At 35.9% G+C, this 20,356-nt stretch carries 23 protein-coding genes; 7 read left to right on the forward strand and 16 right to left on the reverse strand.

The genetic code is table 11. From position 1 onward, the window contains the following. Positions 1-15: 15 nt before the first annotated feature. The 9 genes from lpxD to P6N22_RS02860 all read right to left on the reverse strand — a co-directional run bounded on the left by lpxD (position 16) and on the right by P6N22_RS02860 (position 11,838). Positions 16-972 (reverse strand): UDP-3-O-(3-hydroxymyristoyl)glucosamine N-acyltransferase, encoded by a 957-nt coding sequence (gene lpxD, locus P6N22_RS02820; RefSeq protein ID WP_280329971.1) that lies wholly within the window; start codon positions 970-972, stop codon positions 16-18. A gap of 1 nt (position 973) precedes the next feature. Then, a complete protein-coding gene (gene ilvN, locus P6N22_RS02825; protein ID WP_280329973.1) occupies positions 974-1,450 on the reverse strand; it encodes an acetolactate synthase small subunit in 477 nt (158 codons plus the stop codon). Beyond that, a complete protein-coding gene (locus P6N22_RS02830; protein WP_280329975.1) occupies positions 1,450-3,147 on the reverse strand; it encodes an acetolactate synthase large subunit in 1,698 nt (565 codons plus the stop codon). The genes ilvN and P6N22_RS02830 overlap by 1 nt, the downstream gene beginning before the upstream one ends. 79 nt (positions 3,148-3,226) lie before the next feature. Further along, positions 3,227-5,356, reverse strand: coding sequence for a hypothetical protein (locus tag P6N22_RS02835; RefSeq protein ID WP_280329977.1), 2,130 nt, complete (start codon positions 5,354-5,356; stop codon positions 3,227-3,229). 3 nt (positions 5,357-5,359) lie between these two features. After that, positions 5,360-6,559: a threonine ammonia-lyase gene (ilvA, locus tag P6N22_RS02840; protein ID WP_280329979.1), complete on the reverse strand. Its 1,200-nt coding sequence runs from the start codon at positions 6,557-6,559 to the stop codon at positions 5,360-5,362. Positions 6,560-6,569: 10 nt separating this feature from the next. Further along, the gene (locus P6N22_RS02845; RefSeq protein WP_280329981.1) at positions 6,570-7,001 is read right to left on the reverse strand and encodes a CoA-binding protein; all 432 of its coding nucleotides are present in this window, start codon (positions 6,999-7,001) and stop codon (positions 6,570-6,572) included. Between the two features lie 89 nt (positions 7,002-7,090). Then, positions 7,091-7,732 carry a hypothetical protein gene (locus P6N22_RS02850; RefSeq protein ID WP_280329983.1) on the reverse strand — a complete coding sequence of 214 codons (642 nt, stop codon included), beginning with the start codon at positions 7,730-7,732 and terminating at the stop codon, positions 7,091-7,093. A 10-nt stretch (positions 7,733-7,742) separates the two neighbouring features. Next, positions 7,743-9,422, reverse strand: coding sequence for a nickel-dependent hydrogenase large subunit (locus P6N22_RS02855; RefSeq protein ID WP_280329985.1), 1,680 nt, complete (start codon positions 9,420-9,422; stop codon positions 7,743-7,745). Continuing rightward, on the reverse strand, positions 9,412-11,838 hold the full coding sequence (locus tag P6N22_RS02860) for a hydrogenase small subunit (RefSeq protein ID WP_280329987.1): 2,427 nt from the start codon (positions 11,836-11,838) through the stop codon (positions 9,412-9,414). The genes P6N22_RS02855 and P6N22_RS02860 overlap by 11 nt, the downstream gene beginning before the upstream one ends. Positions 11,839-11,990: 152 nt before the next feature. Here P6N22_RS02860 and P6N22_RS02865 point away from each other — a divergent pair, with 152 nt between their 5' ends. Continuing rightward, on the forward strand, positions 11,991-12,527 hold the full coding sequence (locus tag P6N22_RS02865; protein ID WP_280329989.1) for an MOSC domain-containing protein: 537 nt from the start codon (positions 11,991-11,993) through the stop codon (positions 12,525-12,527). On the opposite strand, the gene P6N22_RS02870 is transcribed toward P6N22_RS02865, so the two are convergent. From P6N22_RS02870 to P6N22_RS02900, 7 genes are read right to left on the reverse strand one after another with little or no spacing between them, the layout of a single operon-like run. Beyond that, positions 12,524-12,973: a hypothetical protein gene (locus P6N22_RS02870; protein ID WP_280329991.1), complete on the reverse strand. Its 450-nt coding sequence runs from the start codon at positions 12,971-12,973 to the stop codon at positions 12,524-12,526. The two genes, P6N22_RS02865 and P6N22_RS02870, sit on opposite strands and share 4 nt — an antisense overlap. An 11-nt stretch (positions 12,974-12,984) precedes the next feature. Continuing rightward, a complete protein-coding gene (locus P6N22_RS02875) occupies positions 12,985-13,728 on the reverse strand; it encodes a TIGR02757 family protein (protein WP_280329992.1) in 744 nt (247 codons plus the stop codon). Beyond that, the gene (locus tag P6N22_RS02880; protein ID WP_280329994.1) at positions 13,725-14,999 is read right to left on the reverse strand and encodes an RNA polymerase factor sigma-54; all 1,275 of its coding nucleotides are present in this window, start codon (positions 14,997-14,999) and stop codon (positions 13,725-13,727) included. Before P6N22_RS02880 ends, P6N22_RS02875 begins: the two co-directional genes overlap by 4 nt. A gap of 8 nt (positions 15,000-15,007) precedes the next feature. Further along, positions 15,008-15,730 carry an LPS export ABC transporter ATP-binding protein gene (lptB, locus tag P6N22_RS02885; protein ID WP_280329995.1) on the reverse strand — a complete coding sequence of 241 codons (723 nt, stop codon included), beginning with the start codon at positions 15,728-15,730 and terminating at the stop codon, positions 15,008-15,010. Then, the gene (gene tsaE, locus P6N22_RS02890; RefSeq protein ID WP_280329996.1) at positions 15,718-16,137 is read right to left on the reverse strand and encodes a tRNA (adenosine(37)-N6)-threonylcarbamoyltransferase complex ATPase subunit type 1 TsaE; all 420 of its coding nucleotides are present in this window, start codon (positions 16,135-16,137) and stop codon (positions 15,718-15,720) included. Before tsaE ends, lptB begins: the two co-directional genes overlap by 13 nt. Beyond that, positions 16,134-17,120: an anthranilate phosphoribosyltransferase gene (trpD, locus tag P6N22_RS02895; RefSeq protein ID WP_280329997.1), complete on the reverse strand. Its 987-nt coding sequence runs from the start codon at positions 17,118-17,120 to the stop codon at positions 16,134-16,136. Before trpD ends, tsaE begins: the two co-directional genes overlap by 4 nt. Next, positions 17,120-17,365: an RNA-binding S4 domain-containing protein gene (locus tag P6N22_RS02900; RefSeq protein WP_280329998.1), complete on the reverse strand. Its 246-nt coding sequence runs from the start codon at positions 17,363-17,365 to the stop codon at positions 17,120-17,122. Before P6N22_RS02900 ends, trpD begins: the two co-directional genes overlap by 1 nt. Positions 17,366-17,510: 145 nt before the next feature. On the opposite strand from P6N22_RS02900, the gene P6N22_RS02905 reads away from it, so the two are divergent. From P6N22_RS02905 to P6N22_RS02930, 6 genes are read left to right on the forward strand one after another with little or no spacing between them, the layout of a single operon-like run. Continuing rightward, the gene (locus P6N22_RS02905) at positions 17,511-17,822 is read left to right on the forward strand and encodes a metalloregulator ArsR/SmtB family transcription factor (RefSeq protein ID WP_280330000.1); all 312 of its coding nucleotides are present in this window, start codon (positions 17,511-17,513) and stop codon (positions 17,820-17,822) included. After that, positions 17,815-18,219 carry an arsenate reductase ArsC gene (locus P6N22_RS02910; RefSeq protein WP_280330001.1) on the forward strand — a complete coding sequence of 135 codons (405 nt, stop codon included), beginning with the start codon at positions 17,815-17,817 and terminating at the stop codon, positions 18,217-18,219. The genes P6N22_RS02905 and P6N22_RS02910 overlap by 8 nt, the downstream gene beginning before the upstream one ends. Continuing rightward, a complete protein-coding gene (locus P6N22_RS02915) occupies positions 18,220-19,164 on the forward strand; it encodes a permease (protein WP_280330003.1) in 945 nt (314 codons plus the stop codon). It begins immediately after the preceding gene. 10 nt (positions 19,165-19,174) lie between these two features. Further along, the gene (locus P6N22_RS02920) at positions 19,175-19,420 is read left to right on the forward strand and encodes a hypothetical protein (RefSeq protein WP_280330005.1); all 246 of its coding nucleotides are present in this window, start codon (positions 19,175-19,177) and stop codon (positions 19,418-19,420) included. Beyond that, entirely contained in the window at positions 19,417-19,650 is a 234-nt protein-coding gene (locus tag P6N22_RS02925) for a thioredoxin family protein (RefSeq protein ID WP_280330007.1), read from the forward strand. The genes P6N22_RS02920 and P6N22_RS02925 overlap by 4 nt, the downstream gene beginning before the upstream one ends. Positions 19,651-19,652: 2 nt before the next feature. After that, positions 19,653-20,354 carry a cytochrome c biogenesis protein CcdA gene (locus P6N22_RS02930; protein WP_280330009.1) on the forward strand — a complete coding sequence of 234 codons (702 nt, stop codon included), beginning with the start codon at positions 19,653-19,655 and terminating at the stop codon, positions 20,352-20,354. Positions 20,355-20,356 lie beyond the last annotated feature (2 nt).

Consider the following 20,356-nt stretch of genomic DNA (forward strand, 5'->3'; position numbering starts at 1 on the left):
AGTTTAGCTAATAATCTATTTACTTTTTAGAAGACGAGAAAGTATCCCTTGAAGTTTAAGCCAAAGTTTGTGATCCATAAGTGGGAAACCGGCAAAAGTTTTACCACTCTCTGTAATTGTTTTTGTAACACCACTACGTGCTGCAAAAGTATTAAAATCACCTGTATGAAGATGCCCTGCTATACCGCTCTGTGCACCAAATACATTGTTTCTACCTACAATAGATGAGCCTGCCATACCTGTTTGTGCAGCAAATACACTTCCCTCACCTATTTCACAGTTGTGTGCAACTTGAATTAAGTTATCAAGTCTTGCACCTTTTTTAATTGTAGTTGAACCAAAAACAGCTCTATCAATCGTAACGTTTGCACCAATCTCAACATCATCTTCAATCAATACATTACCGTTATGATAGATCTTTTTATGCTGACCCAATCTATTTGATGCGAAACCAAAACCGTCACTTCCGATTACTGTTCCTGCATGAATAATACACTCAGATCCAATTTTACAGTCTCTGTATACCACTACATTTGGATAAAGGATAGTATTATCACCAATCTCAGAGCCTGAGCCTACATATACTCCAGCCATAATTGTACAGTTCTTACCAATCTTTGCACCGTTTGCAATCTCAGCTTTAGCAGATACTTCTGTACCCTCACCTATAACGGCTTTAGGTACATTTTTATCTTCAATAGCTGCCGAGAAATATTTTGACAATACTGCCATTTGCCAGTAAGTATCTTCAACAACCAATGCTACACTTGATGAAGGAACAAACTCTTTTGTTTTTTCATTGACGATAATAGCAGCAGCATGTGAATCTGCCATATCTTTTACATACTTAGCATTTGAAATAAAAGAAAGTTGCTCTGCTGTAGCATCTTTAAGTGTATTCATAGAGCTGATCTCTTTATCAGCTCCAGAAAATTCAGCACCAATTATTTGTGCAATTTCACTTAATTTCATACTATCTCTCTAGTGCTACCGCACCGCTTCTTACGATCTCTTTTGGATTATATCTTTTCATAGAGTTTAAGAAGTTGTCAATTCTTTTTGGCTCGTCTGCTACCATAACTATTACAGAGCTCTCACCTGCATTTACAATCTTGCCGTTATACGCTTCACAAATTGTATTGATATCACTTAAATTTTCAGTGATATCAAATTTTACTAAAGCCATCTCTTTTTCAACCATATCTTCATGTTCATATACACGTAATACAGGAATAAGTTTATGAAGTTGCTTTGTTATTTGCTCCATAACCTTTACAGAACCCAAAGTTGCAATCGTTAAACGAGAATATTTCGTGTCTGGAATCGGTGCAACAGTCAATGATGTTATGTTATATCCACGACCAGAGAAAAGGTCCGTAATACGAGATAAAACACTTGCTTCGTTAACTACGATAACTGAGATTACTCTCCTTGCATTATCAGTCGTCATTACTTATCCTCCTTTTTCTCTAGTAACATCATATTAAATAAACTTCCACCTGCCGGAACCATTGGAAGTACGTTCTCAAATCTTTCAACAACTACATCAATAAATGCAACAACATTTTTCTCAACAGCATCTTTAAGTGCTGCATCAAAATCTTCTTTTGTACTTACTCTATATCCAATACCGCCAAATGCTTCTGCAAGCTTTACAAAGTCAGGCTGCATAGAAAGGTCTGTTTCAGAGTGGCGTTTGTCGTAAAAAAGAGTTTGCCACTGACGAACCATCCCTAAGAAGTTGTTATTTAAGATAATATTGATAACCGGTAATTTTTTCTCAACTGCCGTCATTAACTCTTGAACATTCATCAAAATTGAACCATCACCTGTAAAGTTAATACTTACTTTCTCAGGTGCTGCCGCTTTAACACCCATAGCTGCAGGGAAACCGAATCCCATAGTACCAAGACCCCCTGAACTTACGAACTGACGAGGTCTTGTAAATGGATAAAACTGTGCTGCCCACATTTGGTGCTGTCCAACATCCGTAGAGATATTTGCATCGTCACCAAGAAGTTCACCAACTCTTTTTACAACCCATTGCGGTTTAATTCTTTCACTGTCTTCATGAAATGTAAGTGGATGCAGGGCATCAAAGTTCTCAATTGTCTCTCTCCAAGATTCATATCTTGAACCGTCTACACAATCAGCAAGAGTCAGCATCTCATTTACAACAGATTTTACATCACCAACGATCGGATAATCTGCATTTACAAGTTTAGAGATACTTGCGGGGTCAATATCTACATGGATAATTGCCGCATTTTTTGCAAATTCAGAAAGTTTTCCAGTTACACGGTCATCAAATCTAGCTCCCAGTGCGATAACAAGGTCTGTTTCACTCATTGCCATATTTGAAGCATAAGAACCGTGCATACCAAGCATACCGATTAAGTACTTGTCATCATGTGATAATGTTCCACGAGCCATAAAAGTCTCAACTGCAGGGATTTGTGTTTTGTGAATTAAATCTCTTACATCATACGCTGCATTTGAGTTGATAATACCACCACCAAGATAGAAAAGTGGACGCTTTGCTGCTGCAATTGCCTCCATCGCTTTTTTAATCTGACGAGGATTTCCTTTCGTTGTCGGCTTATATGTTTCAAGTTCTAATTCAATATCATAATTAAACTCTTCAATTTGAGCCGTAACATCTTTAGGGATATCAACATGAACGGGACCTGGACGACCTGAAGATGCAATATAAAATGCTTCTTTAAGAATACGTGGAAGGTCTTTCGCATCAGTAACCAAATAATTGTGTTTTGTACAAGAACGACTAATTCCGACAGCATCAATCTCTTGAAATGCATCTGTTCCTATTAAACTCATAGGTACTTGCCCAGAGATAACAACTAAAGGAATTGAATCCATATATGCATCAGCTAAACCTGTTACTGCATTTGTAAAACCAGGACCACTTGTAATCATTGCGACGCCGACTTTTCCGCTAGCTTTTGAATATCCTTCTGCAGCGTGTACCGCTGCTTGTTCATGACGAGTTAAGATATGGTGAAACTTATCTTGTTTATATATCTCATCATAGACATTCATTATCGCTCCACCAGGGTAGCCAAAAACCGTCTCTACACCTTCGGCGATTAGTGCTTCGATAACCATCTGTGCGCCACTAATTTGCATGAAAAGTCTCCTAATTTTTATATATTTATGTAAAAGTTTTGGATTATACTTAAATGAAGCTATATTTTAAGTTAAATATCTACTCTAAAATAGATTTTACAATCATTGAAGGTCTCCAAAGTGAAAGAGAGTTCTTTGGAAGCAATTCCATGTTGAGTTTTGTATCAGGATATTGTTCTTTAAATGTTTCATAAAAATTATCGATTTGATCCGTTTCACCAAATAAAGACAGATAATTTTTAATCCCTTTTTCAATACTGATTTTTTCTATTTTTGTATTTATTGCATTTTCAAGTTGAGAGATATAACACCATGAAAAAATTGTTGCAAGAGACATATATTTAGAGCTTATTGCAAGATATTTTTCAAGTACTTTTCTAACACCGATCACATCACCGTTTACTGCATACGTATTTGCAGTACTCAAGTCTTCATTCCACTGGTTCTGAAGTTGTTGCCCTTCTCGTGTTTCCTGTAGTTCTTCATATACAGTCATGGCATCGTAAGCATCTGCCATATTATTTGATTTTATTGCAAGATAGAATTTCTGTCTTACCTCTACTTCTTTAATAGTACTTACAGCCTCATCTTTAAAATCATCAAAGTCTTTTAAAATTGTTAAAAACTTTGTTGCATCATGCAGTTCACCTTTTTGCAGAGCTGCTTGCGATTTAAAATAAAGATTATCAGCAAAACTCATTAATGTCGTATATTCAGGTAGTTCTGTTAAAAATGGATTTTGTTTAATAAGCTGCATAGCCATTTTAAAATCTTTTTTAGAGATAGATTCCCTAAAACGCATATATATATTAGACTTTGTAAAGAGTTCTTGAATAAATTTTGTTTTTTCGCTGATCCCTCTATATGGGATTAACAAATCTTTAGCTGCCTGAGTTGTTTTTGGATTTAACATCATTTTTTGTGCTTTTGCAAATGATGTTTTCCATTTTGCTTCAAGTGCTTTATAGAGCTTAGTATTTTTGTATACAGGACAAGCATTTGCTAGAGAATAAGCAAGTGCCAATTTTCCACTTTTTGCAAGCTCTATAAATTTAGGATACTGAGAATAATCTTGAAATAATTTTTGAATCAATTTATTTTTTGACGGTATGTCCTTAAATTGACTCAACAATAATTGCGCTTTATTTGTATCACCGCTTTCTAGTGCTATTTGAGCTTTTTCTAAACTTCTTTCCCATAAATTTGAAACCAGATCATATACATTCGTGTATTTTAATAAAGGATTTTTTTCTGTACGCTCTTGTATCTCTTCAAACTGTTTATTTTGTAAAAATGTTTTGATCTCTTCAAGCCCTTCAAAAATATCATAATAGATTAAGAAGCCGTCTTCTGTCCCTAAAATAAGGTGATTGTTTACTCCATCAAACTCCATAGCCGTTATAGGTGAACTTATTTTTACAAAACGTGTAGTAATCGGTTCATAAGTTTCCAAATCATAAACAAGTACATATCCTAGATGTGTACCTAAAAACAGGAATCTTTCATCATCACTAATTACCATTTGACGAACTTCATCATGAATCCCCTGTAATCTTGTTATCACTTTAGAGGTATGAATATCCCAAATAATAGCTTTAGCATCTCTATCAATACTAATAAGTTTATTTTTTTGAAAAAATTTGATTTTCATGATAGGTGCAGCATGCGCTTTTAGCCTATCTTTTGGTGTCATAGTTACAATATTGTACACAGAAATTTTTCTATCAAAACTTGCTGTAGCCACCCAATTGGCATTTTTTGAAAAAGCGATATCATTGATGGTATCTATGTGCGAAGGAAGTGTAAACATTAACTTACCGCTTTTTACATCAATGGCAAAAACTTTTCCGTCATCACCGCCTGAAAGCATGAACCTGTTAAGAGGATCAATGGCTACACACGAAGCTTCTCCATGATGTCTGTCTACTTTTGAAATTAGCTTTTTTGTTTTTGCATTAAAAAGTCTTGATTCTTTTGCATCTTCAGATAAACTTGCCAGGTAATATTTGTCATTACTAAAAGCAACTACACTTGTTTTATAAGTTTTATGTTTAATTCCCGCTTTAAAACCATCTTTTAGTGTTAGGTCACTGTTATCTAAAAATCTAATAGTAGTTTCATCATCTACTACTAAAAGAGTATTATCCTCTGTATACATTTTTAACATTATTACAGGTTTTGCAATACTCTTACTTTTGATAACTTGCATAATTTATCTTATATACCCTTCTGACTTTAACGCATCATAAATCTCATCTTGATGCTCTTTACCTTTAGTTTCTATATGAACAGTTACGTTTGCATCACCATAGTCAAGTGATACAGATGTTCTGTCATATGCAATATGAACTATATTGGCATTTAGGTCTCTTAAGATCTCTGTAAAACGCATTAATGAACCCGGTTTATCAACCAGTGTAACAGTCAAGTTCATTTTACGATGTGATTTAATAAGACCTTTTTCAATGATCACAGAAAGCAGCGTAACATCCATATTACCGCCGCTGAGCACTACTGCTACGTTTTTATCTTTTATATTTTCAACTTTATTATGTAAAAGTGCTGCAATTCCTACTGCTCCTGCACCTTCAACAACAAGTTTTTGCTTCTCTAAAAGATATAAAATAGCACTAGCAATCTCTTCATCATCCACACTGAGCACTTCATCAACATATTGTAATGCATACTCAAGTGTAATTTTTGATGTGTCACGAACAGCTATACCATCGGCAATTGTACGAACTTTTGTAGTATCTACTGCTCTTTTTAGCTCAAAAGAGTTTTTAAAAGCAGGTGCACCGCTTGCACTTACTCCTATCACTCTTGTCTTTGGAGAAAGTGCCTTAACAGCTGCAGCAATTCCGGCAATAAGTCCGCCACCGCCAATTGGCACAATTACAGCATCTAAAGAATCACAGTTGTCTAATATCTCTAAACCTACCGTTCCCTGTCCTGCTATTACATCTTCATCTTCAAACGGATGAACAAAAGTCAGATCATTTTTTTGTGCATAATCGATTGCATAACCATATGCTTCATCATAGTTTGATCCAAAAAGTACGACTTCGGCACCGTAATGTTTTACACCGTTAACCTTTGTAAGCGGAGTTGATTCCGGCATTACAATTACTGCTTTTATTCCAAAACGGCTTGCTGAGAGAGCCACACCCTGAGCATGATTTCCCGCACTTGCAGCAATTACACCCTTTGCACGTTCAGCATCTGAGAGTGAGGCTATTTTATTGTATGCTCCACGTATCTTAAAAGCACCAGTTATTTGAAGGTTCTCTTTTTTTAAAAAAACATTTGCAGATGTTAATTCGCTAAGATAAGGCGCTTTCGCAAGAGGAGTTTTTACAACAACACCCTCTATGCGTTTCCCGGCCTGTTTGATAGTTTCTAAATTAACCAATTATTTTCGCCTAATTAAAAAGATTTCTATGGTCTACCATAGCACATTGACTTTGAACAACTTTCATTCCGGCATCTTGTGCTTTTTGAGCAGCTGCATTATTTACTATACCAATTTGTGCCCAAAATACATCAATATCACCACGTTCTATACATGCATCTGCTATTGGATCAAGTGCATCAGGTTTTCTAAAAATATTTACCATATCTACTTTAAAAGGGATCTCTTTAAGACTTCTATATACTTTTTCTCCTAAAATCTCATCTTCTTTAGGATATACAGGTACAATCTTATAACCGTGAGCTTGTAAATATGCTGCTACTCTATGAGAATCTTTCTCCGGATTTGGTGATAAACCTAAAATTGCTATAGTCTTTACACTATCAAAAATTTCTTTTATCTCTTGCTGATTAGAGTTTACCGTAGGAAATTCACATTCCATATTTTTATCCTTTTTCTCTTTTAATATCTGGATTATAGCGAAAAATCTTGAAGTTTTACATCTACCATGCTTGATTCTGCTGTTAATATTTATGCAAAAAGCATGTTTGTCCCAACTGCAATTGAGATTATACCTGCTGTTGCAAACACTCTTCTGACATTTGTTTTATTTGTCAAAATCTCTTTATTGATATACAAAATCATTACACCAAAACTGACAAAAACGATACTTACACCCAATACAAAAGTTAAGACCATTGAAAAATTTATCACTTGACTTTCTAAAACTCCGAGAGTTACAAGCATTCCACGAACACCACCAATTCCCATAAGTGCACCCATGGTCCAAGCAGATGTTGGTACAATAGAACTGTTATGCGTGTGTTCTTTTCCAAAATATATATGTATATGTTCCCGATTATCGTGTATATGTTTATTAAGATGTATTTTGTTTGAAATGACCATATACAGTAGGTAGATACCCATTGCAATAATTACACTTGAAGCTATTATATCCCCATAATCTGTAATATTATGGGGTAAATTATATATCTCTAAAAGTTTTGCAAATGCGAAAAGTGTAATGCCATGCCCAAATGCAAACATTATTGTAATCATCATTGTTTTTTTTACAGACTTACCTATGGAAAAATCAGCTATTGCAGTTAAATGATCCGCTCCAAATGCGTGTAATATACCATACCATAGTATGAGAGAATAAGCCATTTCCATATATGAATCCTTACTTCAAACTAGAGATCTTATACTTTCCAAGTTCTTTGCCTTTTGTATCTATCACATGCACTGCACATGCTAAACATGGGTCAAAAGAGTGAATTACTCTTAAAACCTCTAAAGGCTTTGATCTATCTTCTATTTTTAAACCGACTAGTGCCTCTTCATATGCACCTCGAAGCCCGTCAAAGTTTTTCGGTGTAGCATTCCAAGTTGTTGGAGCAATTACAGAATAATTTTCAATTTTTGTACCTTTGATATTGACAAAATGCGAAAGTGTCCCTCTTGGCACTTCTAAAAAAGCCTTACCTTGAGCTTCACTTTGTAATGCATCAAAACTATACTGTTTCCAAGTATCTGTATCGTAATACTTAACATTTTGAAGTAACTCTGATACAAGTTTAAAAATATACTCACAAATATAACTGCTCTCTATTGCACGAGCGGCATTTCTTCCTACAGCTGTACACAGATCAATGAGTTCTAAATTGGTCTCTTCTAAGAATTCGTCTACAAATGAAATAATTAGAGGATTCTTTTTTGAATAACTTATCAGTATACGAGCAAGAGGTCCTGTTTCCATCGGTTGTTTATCGTAACGCGGTGCTTTAATCCATGAGTATTTGTCATCATTTTTTTCCGTTTTTAAAGAGCCGTCACTATTTAGATCGGTATACTTTACTTCAAATTCGAACTGATTCCCTTCATACCAAGCTCTGTCCACCTCTTCAGTAATTTTACTTGCATCAAAATCTTGAACATTTGCAAAATCATGGTTATGGATCACACCATCGCAAAAAAGTTTTCTCTCATCTTCAAAGCTATATCCACCTGCCGACATATAATTACCGTTTGCTCTTCCTACACCCGCTTTAATCTCATCTCTATAAGCAAGGGCTAGCAATTTTGCATCTGGAAGATATGCCCTTTGAACAAATTCATGTGCTTCTTTCATAATAAAAAGGTACTCATTCAATCTTTGTGGATTTAGCATGTCAGCAACACTAGTGATTCCACCTACAACAAGAGTTTGAGGATGAGGGGTTTTAGCACCGAAAATTGCTACTGCTTTGCTCACTTTGGTCTGAAACTTCAGTGCTTCTAAATAATGCGAAATAAGCAGTAGATTTTGCTCTGCTGAAAGTTTATATGTTTTATGCCCCCAATATCCATTAGCAAACGGCCCTAGTTTACCACTTTTCACAAAATTATCCAGTTTTTTTAGAGTCTCTTCATAATGGGAATGGGAATTTCTATAAGGGTTTTCATGATATTTATGTGCCTCTTTTGATGTCATTTTCGGATCTGCTGTTAAAGCACTTGTTACATCTACATAATCCAAAGAGTGCAAATGATAAAAGTGAACAACATGATCTTGAATAAACAGTGCCATTGCCATTAAATTCCGAATTATTTCTGCATTTTTAGGGATCTCAAGTCCATATGCATCTTCCACACAAGTTACAGCTCCTCTAAAATGAGAGTTTGTACATACTCCGCACATACGTCCTGCTAAAAGTCCTGCATCTCTTGGATCGCGATCTTTAAGAATTATCTCTATACCGCGGAACAGCTGTCCGCTTGCCCAAGCATCTCGTACTACATTGTCATCGTCTACCTCAACTTCTATACGCAGATGTCCCTCTATTCTCGTAATTGGATCGATAACAATTTTTTTAAGACTCATCTTCTACATCCTTTTCATACTTTCTTTCATTAGCAAACTTATCAAAAAAACCTGCTTCTACACATCCCATACATCCATGTCCTGCTTGTACAGGCCAACTTGTCCCGCCATTAAACTTCATAGTCGGGCAGTTTGCATTTGTATATGGACCTTTACATCCCATTTCAAAAAGACAGTATCCTTTTTTAGCACCTTCATCACCCCACTCTTTTACAAACTCTCCAAGTTCGTAATGTCCACGTCTTTCACAATTATCATGGATTCTTCCTTCATAGGCCCATAACGGTCTGTTAAAACTATCAAGCGGAGGCAATTCTTCAAACATTAAATAAGAAAGAAGTGTACCTACAATATTTGTAGGATTTGTCGGACAACCCGAAATGTTTATAACGTCATCACGTTCCAGTGCTTGAGCCACCCCTACGGCACCTGTAGGGTTTGGATATGCAGCCACAACTCCACCGTCAAATGCACAACTCCCTACCGCTATCACAAGAGCCGCATCCTTAGCTGTTTTTCGTAACAACTCAAGTCCTGTTGTACCGTTTGGACCAATTCTTAGATACTTTCCATCCATTGCCAAAGGAACTGCACCCTCTACAATAAGGACATACTCCCCTTTTTGATTTTTAACGATATCCTCTAAAACCGTCTCACTCTGATCACCGCTAGGACTCATTAAAAGTTCATGGTAATCCAGTGATATATAATCAAATATCAGATCCTCAATTGCAGGATTTTCCGATTTTATAAAAGCTTCCGAGTTCCCGCTACAATCGGCTAATTCCAGCCATATTATCGGTACACGGTTAAGTGTTTGGATCCCTTTTTCTACCACTTCTTCAAAATTAGGATGCAGCTGCATACTTGCTGTTACCATTGAGATCCAACTGTTAACTTTATGTTTTTCGATCTCTAATGATTCCAAAGCACTCTCTAAATTCTCTGCAGAGAGATTATTCCTCGGGTGCAAAGCATTAAATTTATCAAGACGTTTTTGTACAGCCTGTATCTCTTTTTCTCTTTGTATTTCATCAGGAGTTTTTCTCACCATATTCGGGTCAATTAACTCTTGTGATGCTTTGATAATATCTTGCACCATAAGCTTACATCTTCCACATACACGACCAGCTTGAGAAAACGGTGCCAATTCAGAAAATGAAGCGATTCCGGTTTCTTTAACAATATCTACAATATCTTGCTGATACACATGTTCACAACTACATACCAGTCTTCCCCGCTCACCTACGAGTCTATTTTCATAGAGGTAATTAATATCTACTTTTGTTCCGCTATCCATAAGTGTTTCTAAGTATCCTACGTCAACATTGGAATTAATACCTATAAAGCGAGTTAGTTTATCGTTGTTAAAAAAATACTCATCTATACGATTATCTTTTTTGGATGTAATTAATACCTTTTCATACTCACTTGAAAAAGTAGGAGAACGCACCTCTATAAGATCGAAGTTTCCAACTTTAAGCATATCTACATCTGTCTCTTGTTTAAACTCTTTTCTCTCTAGGTTTAATATATGTGAAATAGCACAATCGGCCTGAAGCGTACACGCTTTGACATGTCCTGCTATGAAATTAAATGCTTCCACTTCGGCACATTCACCTATGGCATAGATATTTTCATCTTCAGTTTGCATATAGTTGTTTGTTAAAAGTCCTTTGTTTGACTTTAGAACATCTCGAAACAGATCTATATTTGGTCTGATACCGACACCAAATACAACAAAAGGATTTTCGATTTTCATTTTCTTGGTTTGAATTAAAGTTATTTGAGAGTTTTCTACTGTTTTATCTACAATCTCATCTTCATAAGAGATCGATACCTTACCTTTCTCTGTGTAAGAGTTCTCTATGGTTTTGATAGCATCACTTGAGAGATCTTTACTGTAAAGATATTTAGAACGTACAAGCAGAGTAATGTGCTTTACAGCTTCCATTTCATTGAGTGTTTCAAGAAGTTCAAGTGCTATAGGTCCAGCACCTACAATCACTACTTCTCTACCAGTAACACCTTCATGAATTTTTTTACAATCACGTGCACTTCTAAAAACTGTGGCATTTGAAATATTTTTGATATTAAAGAGTGTAACAGGCAGAGAACCGGTAGCAATAATCAGCTTATCGTAACCGTACATTGCCGTCTCTGTCAAAATACGCTTATGTTGTCTGTCAATAGTGGTAATTTTTTGATTCAGTTCAAGTTTTATCTTAGGGTGAAGCGGGATAGCAATATCATCGAGCTCATCAGAGTCATCTACCAAGCGGCATAAGTGTATTCTATCGTAAGAGGGATATTCTTCATCACTTAAAAGAACTATATCTAAAGATATATCTTCTTGTATCAGTTTATTTGCAATATAAGCACCTGCAATACCCGCTCCGATGATTACAATTCTCATGACTCACCCCATATAGCATTTAAATACTCTTATTGTATCAAGAATTACATAAACTCTCTACTTAGCTTGGAAAATATAATTCATATATCCTCTAATTCTATAGTATTTTTTCTTTAGCGCACTTCAATTTCTTATTATGCTATACTTCAAAAATGTATAACTATTCCTATCCAGTGTTTATCCATCATATTTTTACATCCCCACAACATAATTATTTTACAAGAGAAAAGTTTGACGTAGGTGATGCACCGACTTTAGAACATAAAGAGATTAATGTAAAACAAGGGCAAGGACTTCAAGGAGATCGTTTTAAATTTTCCAAGTATCCCATTACACTTATATCTGCTGAAGTGATTGATGAGATATCAAAAGCCCTCGGCTTTGAAGTAGATCCAAAACTATTCCGCAGAAATATCATTATAAGCGGTATTCATCTCAACTCTCTGATTGGAAAAAAGTTTTACCTTGGTGATGTTCTTTGTGAAGGGATGGCACACTGTGCACCGTGTACCTGGATGGATGCTGTGATCGTAAAAGGTACTTACAAACTAATGAAAGGTCGAGGCGGTTTACGTATAAAAGTGCTCAGTAATGGAGAACTAAAATGTGGCACTACGACTATTGAAACAGATGAAGAGATTACAGCTAATCCTGTAATGCCTCTTGCAACTTCGAAAATTCCTGGTTAATTTAACATACTTCTGAGCATGATCGCATAATGCAGTACTACAAGGTTTAAAAATAGTACCATTAGTGAAGAACTTCGAGAAAGAAAATTTTGAAGTTTTGTACGCTCTTTTTTGTTTGTTTTAAGAGCTACAACGAAATGGATCATCGTAAATATAATTACAAAAAGTACAATCATCATTTTATTATAAAACACTGTACCAATGGGACTTGTATCACCATCTAAAAGCCCATAAAAAAGTCCTTTATCATCTGCCATTAAAATACCACTGACAAGTAAGATAATTAGAGATACTATTTCAAAATACCCAAAGATTGGTCCTATATTTGGATACACTTGCTGTTGTTTGGATTTATCTCTGAGAGAGACTCCAAGAACAAACATAAAAATTGAACCACCTATCCATGCCATTGCTGCCATAAGGTGAAAATGTATTAAAAACTCCAAATATATTCCCTTTAAAATATCTTTTCTTGTCCCAGTCTGTACAATGCAAAGTCGTATTTTAACGGATCTTCTTTGTCAAACTCTTTAAGTGTTTCTGTGAGCTCAATTGCGGCTTGTAAGTCATATGTTTTACGTTGCAACAATCCCAATCTTTTACTGACATTGAAAGTATGTGTGTCAAGCGGAATAATAAGATCTGCTTTATTTACCCTGTTCCATAGACCCAAATCAATATTATCTTTTCTTACCATCCAGCGCAGCCACATCATCCATCGCTTTAATGCCCCTGCACCTTTTGTTTTTGTCGTTATTTTTCCAATTAGGAAAGTGTACCCCTTTGAACTATAAGGATAGAGTTCATAAAGTTTTTCTACAATTGCATTAATACCATCTATTACGTTAGATGTCTGTAGATATTTACTAGTAAAGAGCTCTTCTAAAGTAGTAACTTCTTTTAAACGTTTCAAGGCTTTAAAAATTGCAACTACATCATCAGCTGTTTGAAATCTATAGTAGTGGTTTTGTAAAGCATTCTCAATTTCACGATCACTTTTTTCCAATAATGAATAATCGAGTGATTCTAAAAACTTCACGATCTGCTTGACGTTGCCATATGCAAAAAGGGAACAAACAAGTGCTATTGTTTCATCATTATATTTGCGTGCTACGATGATTGGATCAAGTTTATCCTCACACACCTCTTCGTAGCAGTTCCGCGAAGCAACTTCACGGTCCAAAATCTCTTTGATACTCACGAGAGTCCTAGTTGATAAAGCTTCTTTCTTTCACTTGAACCGGCAATATTAAGCTGTTTTCTGTATTTGGCAATGGTTCTACGTACCATTTTGACTTTGAACTTGTCTTGGATCAGCTCAAGCAGTTTCATATCGCTCAGAGGTTTTTCGCGACTCTCCTCTTTAACAAGTCCAGTTAAGAACTCTTTGATTGCAGCATTACTGACATCTTCATCAATTGCCGTCGTAAAGAAATCCTTCATCGCAAACACACCACGGTCACAAGCGATATATTTATTCGCAATTGCACGGGAGATTGTAGAAGGATTATGCCCAAATTCATCGGCAAGTGTTTTGAGTGTCAGCGGCATTATCTGCCCGCCCGTAAAAAAGTCATATTGATATTCTACAATCATTAAACCTACTTTATAAAGCGTTGCTTTTCTCATCTCCAAAGCATCTACTAAAGACTTTGCTTCTTTGATCTTTTGTGAGACAAAATCGTGTTCTACTCCGTAAGAAGTGTCAATATGGATAGCTGGATAATACGAATCATTGAGTTTAACTTCAATTTGCTCTTCATCATTAAAATAGATCATCAAATCAGGGACTATATGACTGGAATCTTCTTGATACTCAATATTCGGCGGATTTTTGAAAGTAGAAATAATATGCATAACTTCAGAAAAATATTCTTTACCTGCATAACTGTGAATATTTTGAAGATCATTAATCATCTCGACTGCCAGAGGATATGCTTCATTGGAGATCTCTGAGTTATCCAGTTGAAATAAAAACGATTCTGCAAGATCTTCAGCACCTATTCCCAACGGTTCAATATGAGCAAATCGCAGACGTACTTTTTCAAAAGCATCAATAGTTATATCATGCTCTTGACAAAATTCGTCACTGTCCCCTTCATAATAACCGTTTTCATCCAAGTTCTCTACTACATATCTTGCGATCTCTTGAGAAATAGGTGTAGGAAATAGTGGAGCTTCCAGCTGTTCATCCAGTACTTCATATAGACTTCTTGACTGAATTGTCAATGCTTCAATCTGTTCCGTTCTGGAATTGCTTACATTGCCTGAGAAGATCTTTTTAGGGATCTTTCGTTCAAAATCCTCTTCATAACCCGATTTAACTTCAATAACAGGATTTGCATTAACAAAAGGCTCCATAGCTTCACCAAGGTCCGAAAGACTAGAATGAAGAATTGGAAGCCAATTTCTTAAAGTATTTGATAGTTTGTGTTTGGTTTCAACGCTTTGAGATTGTCTTAGAACTGCCAAGCTTTACCCTAAAGTTTAAAGTTTTCACCGAGATAGTGTGTACGAACATCTTCGTTTCTACCAATCTCTTCACTTGTACCACTTGCCAGAAGTTCACCTGACTTAATAACATATGCGCGGTCACATACATCAAGCGTTTCACGAACATTATGGTCTGTAATAAGTACGCCGATATCGTATGAGACTAACTGATTGATAACTTTTTGGATATCCATAACAGCAATAGGGTCAACTCCCGCAAAAGGTTCATCAAGGAGTAAAAACTTCGGATGATTTACCAGTGCACGTGCAATCTCTACACGACGACGCTCACCACCGGAAAGAGAGATCCCCTTACGATAACGGATCGGTTCAATATTGAACATATCCAGCAGTTCTAAAATTCTTTCTTGCTGCTTTGCTTTGTCTTTGATCCCTACTTGTGCAGCAATCATAAGATTGTCTTCGACACTTAAATCTTTAAAAATTGAAGCTTCCTGAGGCAGATATCCTATCCCTTTTAAGGCTCTTTGGTGAAGGGGTTGTCCTGTGAGCTCATCGTCATCGAAAAAAACCTGCCCGCCGCTTGCTGCCACAAGTCCGCAGATCATATAAAAGGTAGTAGTTTTTCCGGCTCCATTAGGGCCTAAAAGTCCTACAACCTCACCACTTTTTACCTCTAACGAGATCCCTTTTACAATATCTAAATCTTTAATACTCTTTTTTAAATCAACTGCTTTTAGCGTATGCATATAGTGTACTCTCTTTTATCATCTGAAATCTTTTCTATCTCTATTGTTGCTACGTCAAATCCTGCCGCATCAAGGATCTTTTCCAATTCGTCATTACCCCATTCTATAAAATGAAGACCTGGTTTTTCAAGCTCTTCCATCATCCCCAGTGAAGCAAAATGATCTAAGCCGTGATTATAAATGTCATAATGGTATGTATCATCTCCATAGCATTGTTGTAATGAGAATGTAGGAGATGTAACATCTTCACAAATCTGTTTTAGTTTTGCTACCGTTTTTACAAATGTAGTCTTGCCCGCTGCCAAATCACCTTTTAAGATCACCACTCCGTTTTTAAAGTGCTCTAAAAATTCAGCTACTACACTATCTAATTCTTCTAAAGAGACTGTATATGTATATTCTTTCATAGTTTGTTTGATATCTCTACTATTTGTTCTAATTTTTTCTTTGCTTTTTGACTTCTGATGGTTTCTCTCGCTATCTCAAGCCCTTCTTGAAGATCACGAGCTGTGCCCTCAACCATTAATGAAGCTGCAGCATTCATAAGAACAATGTCACGCTGAGCATCTGTCGCAGTACCATCAAATATATTTTTTAGAATTTGTGCATTTTCATTAGCATCACCGCCTACAATTGCCTGTAGTGGCATTTTTCTGATCCCGTAAGACTCAGGATCTATTTCAAAATCAGTTACAATCCCGTTGTGAAGTCTTGAAGCGTAAGTAATATCACTGATACTGATCTCATCCATTCTCTCTTTGGAACTTACAACCATTGCCGATTCTGAACCGTTGATACGGAGTGCTTCAAGCATCTTGCGAACAAAAGTTTTATCAAATACTCCAAGCATAGATTTTTTAACACCTGCTGGATTCGTAAGGGGTCCTAAGATATTAAAAATAGTCTTATCGGGAATACTTCTTCTTACCGGCATAATAAAACTCATTGCAGGATGATGGTTTTGTGCAAACATAAAAGTAAAACCTGTTTCTTCTAACAGTTGTGCACTCTGTTTAATATTTAGATCAAGTCTTACACCAAGAGCTTCAAACATATCTGCACTGCCACTTTTTGATGTTACAGAACGGCTACCGTGTTTAGCAACAATACAACCTGATGCAGCAACAAGTAAAGCGACAGTTGATGAAATATTGAATGATCCTATTTTATCTCCGCCTGTTCCAACTATATCGATTGCTTTTGCTCTGATCTCTTCAGATACAGGTAACGGAAGAGCATAAGTTCTCATCACTTCTGCCGCTGCGGCTATAACGTCTATAGGAGTGTTTGCGTCTAAAGTGATACTTTCTAAAAACTCTTTCATCTGAGCATCATCCATCTGATGATCAAAAAGTGTTGTAAACTTCTCTTTAGCTTCTTCGTAATTCATTATAGTTCCTCAATATATTCGTGTTGTAAAGATTTCGGTGTTGATTTTGTCTCAGGGATACGCAAAACTTTATATTTTTTTGCTTCTTTTAGATAGTTAATCGTAATGATACTTCCTATCTCAACATTTTTACTTGCCTTTGCAACAACATCGTTAATTAACACAACACCGTTTGCGATCATATCTTGTGCAACAGAACGTCTTTTAGTAATATTTACGGCATTTAAAAACTTATCTATTCTCATATTCTAATTAATCGTTCCTATATAATTTTTTATTTATTGTAGAGAAAAAAAACTAAAAGTTAAGTAAGAGTTGGAACATTTTTTGCGTGATCTATATATATCAATATATCTTGATATATTAATTGTTTTTAGCTATACTACTTTCATGGAAATATTTTTACAAACAATCGGTTCAATTAACGATGAAACAAGAATTAAAATTTTACGTTTTATTCATGAAAACAATGAAGTATGTGTATGTGACATAGAAAACTCATTTGATATGATTCAGTCACGTATTTCAAGACATCTGAAAATTTTAAAAGACGGCGGTTTTTTAAAAGTTAGACGTGAAGGACGCTGGGCTTACTACTCTATACGTTCTCCTATAGACAAATTTCGAGAAAACGTATTAAGTGAGATCAGTTGTCTCGATATAGAAATTCCAAAATTAAAAAAAGGTTGTAATCTTGAATAAAAAAGTTTTAATACTCTGTACAGGTAATAGTTGCCGTTCAATCATGGCAGAAGCATTAATCAATGCAAAATTAGGGGACTGCGTAGAAGCTCAAAGTTCAGGCGTAAAAGCAAGCGGTGCGGTAAATCCACATGCTCAAGCTCTTTTAGAATCAAAAGGTTATTGGAGAGATGAGTACCATTCAAAAGTTATTGAAACAGTTTTAGATACTCCATTTGATTTAGTAGTTACCGTATGTGATCATGCAAAAGAAACTTGTCCTATGTTTCCTAAAGCTGTGAAGACTATACACGTAGGTTTTGATGACCCTTCGGGAAAAGCGGTAGAAGAGTATGAAAAAACATTGAACTTAATTGAAAAAGAGTTACTCCCTGTAGTAAAAGAGGAGCTTTGCTAAATGTGGTATGAGCTCTCAAAAGAATTTATCTATAGTATCGTAGGGCTCGAAGGTAAATTAGCTGATGCTGTCCACTTTTTTATCTATGACACTATAAAAATTTGGTTTTTACTGCTTACAATTATTTTTGCTGTTTCATTTTTACGTACATGGGTCAATACCGAATATGTACGTGCCCATCTTCAAGGAAAATCTGCCCTTTACGGTCATGTAGGTGCTTCACTTTTTGGAATCATAACACCCTTTTGTTCTTGTTCTGCAATACCGTTATTTTTAGGTTTTATTCAAGCACGTATCCCTATCGGAGTTACTTTTAGTTACCTGATCTCAGCTCCAATGAATAATGAAATAGCTATCGCTATGCTCTTTGGTATCTTTGGCTGGCAGATAACATCAATTTACATCGCCTTTGGTTTAACTGTAGCAATACTTGGCGGTTGGCTCATAGGAAAACTGGGTATGGAAAAAGAGGTACTGATGGATGTTAAACCGATTGAAGGTGAACTTGAAGCTACATTGGTAAAACTCTCTTTTAAAGACAGAGCTAAAGAAGCGTGGAATTACACTGTAGATATTTTCAAAAAAATCTATATCTATGTAATGCTTGGTGTAGGTGCAGGTGCATGGATTCACGGTTATATTCCAACGGACTTTATAGCTGCATATACAGGTGAAGGAAATCCGTTTGCAGTTATCGTTGCTGTGTTGATGGGAATACCTATGTATTCAAATGCAGCCGGTGTAATGCCCTTGGTTGAAGTACTCACAAGTAAAGGGATGCTGCTCGGAACTGCTCTTAGTTTTATGATGGCGGTGACAGCGCTGAGTCTACCGGAAGCATTGATCCTTAAAAAAATCATTTCACTCAAACTAATAGGCATCTTTTTTGCCATTGTAGGCAGTGGAATTATCGCTATAGGGTATCTGTTTAATATCATTTTATAAAGGAAAAACAATGTTTAAAGTAAATGACACACAAACTGGTGTTAAAGCATTTTTAGGCGGCTTCAATGCCGAAGATGTAAATGCAAAAGTTCAAGAGTGTAAAGATGGGAACTGCAGTTGTAATTGCGATCCGCAGATGATGGAAAAAATCGAAAACATCGAAGTATCAAGTGAAGAAAACGGAGCAAGCATTACAATTACAGGTGATGTCAAAGCCGAAGAGTTAGAACCAATGATGAAGGAGTGTTTATTATGAAAATAGAAGTATTGGGAACTGGATGTTCAAAGTGTATGCAATTAGAAGCTGTGGTAAAAGAAGCCGTTGCTAAAAGCGGTAAATTTGTTCAGATAGAAAAAGTAGACGACATTATGAAAATCATGGAGTATCAGGTAGTGAGTACTCCGGGACTGGTCATTGACGGAAAAGTGGTAAGTACGGGGAAAGTTCTAAGCGTAGACGAAGTGCTTGCTTTAATGGAAGCCTAAACTTGCAAGAAGCTGTTTTAGCCCTTCTTGAATCAAATACGCTTTTAGCATTTATTGGTGCATTTGGTGCAGGCAGCATTACTGCAATTGCACCATGTTCACTTATTTCAGTACCTCTTTTAGTAGGCAGTTCAGTTGCTTTAAATAAAGACTTAGAGGGGAAAAAGAAAGTTTTATATACTTACGCATTTGCATCACTCTTTGCACTTGGTGTTATGATAAGTTTTTCCATTTTAGGTTTTATTGTTGCAAAATTTGGTGGCTTTTTCTCAATTGCTCCAATATGGGCATATATTCTAGCTGCAATCCTTAGCATACTGATTGGACTCTATGCATGGGGGATATTTGGACAAGTAAACAAATCATCAATCATGACACACCTTATAAGATACAGACTTTTCGGCGGTTTTTTAATAGGAATCATCTTTGGTTTAGTAAGCACTCCATGTGCTTCTGCTCCTCTTGTAGCTATTATTAGCGTTGCGGCAAATAGCGGTTATATATATGCTTATGGACTGATATTAACATTTGCATTAGGACATTCCCTATTGCTTTTAATGGCAGGGGTATCAGTAGGCTTTACCCAAAGTATTACTTCAAGCAAAGTTGTATCACACATATCAAATTACATAAATAAAGGTTTTGCCCTTATGCTCATAGCTATAGGTGTCTATTTTGCATGGCAGGCCTATTTACAATTGTAGGA

This window comes from Sulfurimonas sp. C5 (genome assembly GCF_029872055.1).
Taxonomy (GTDB): domain Bacteria; phylum Campylobacterota; class Campylobacteria; order Campylobacterales; family Sulfurimonadaceae; genus Sulfurimonas.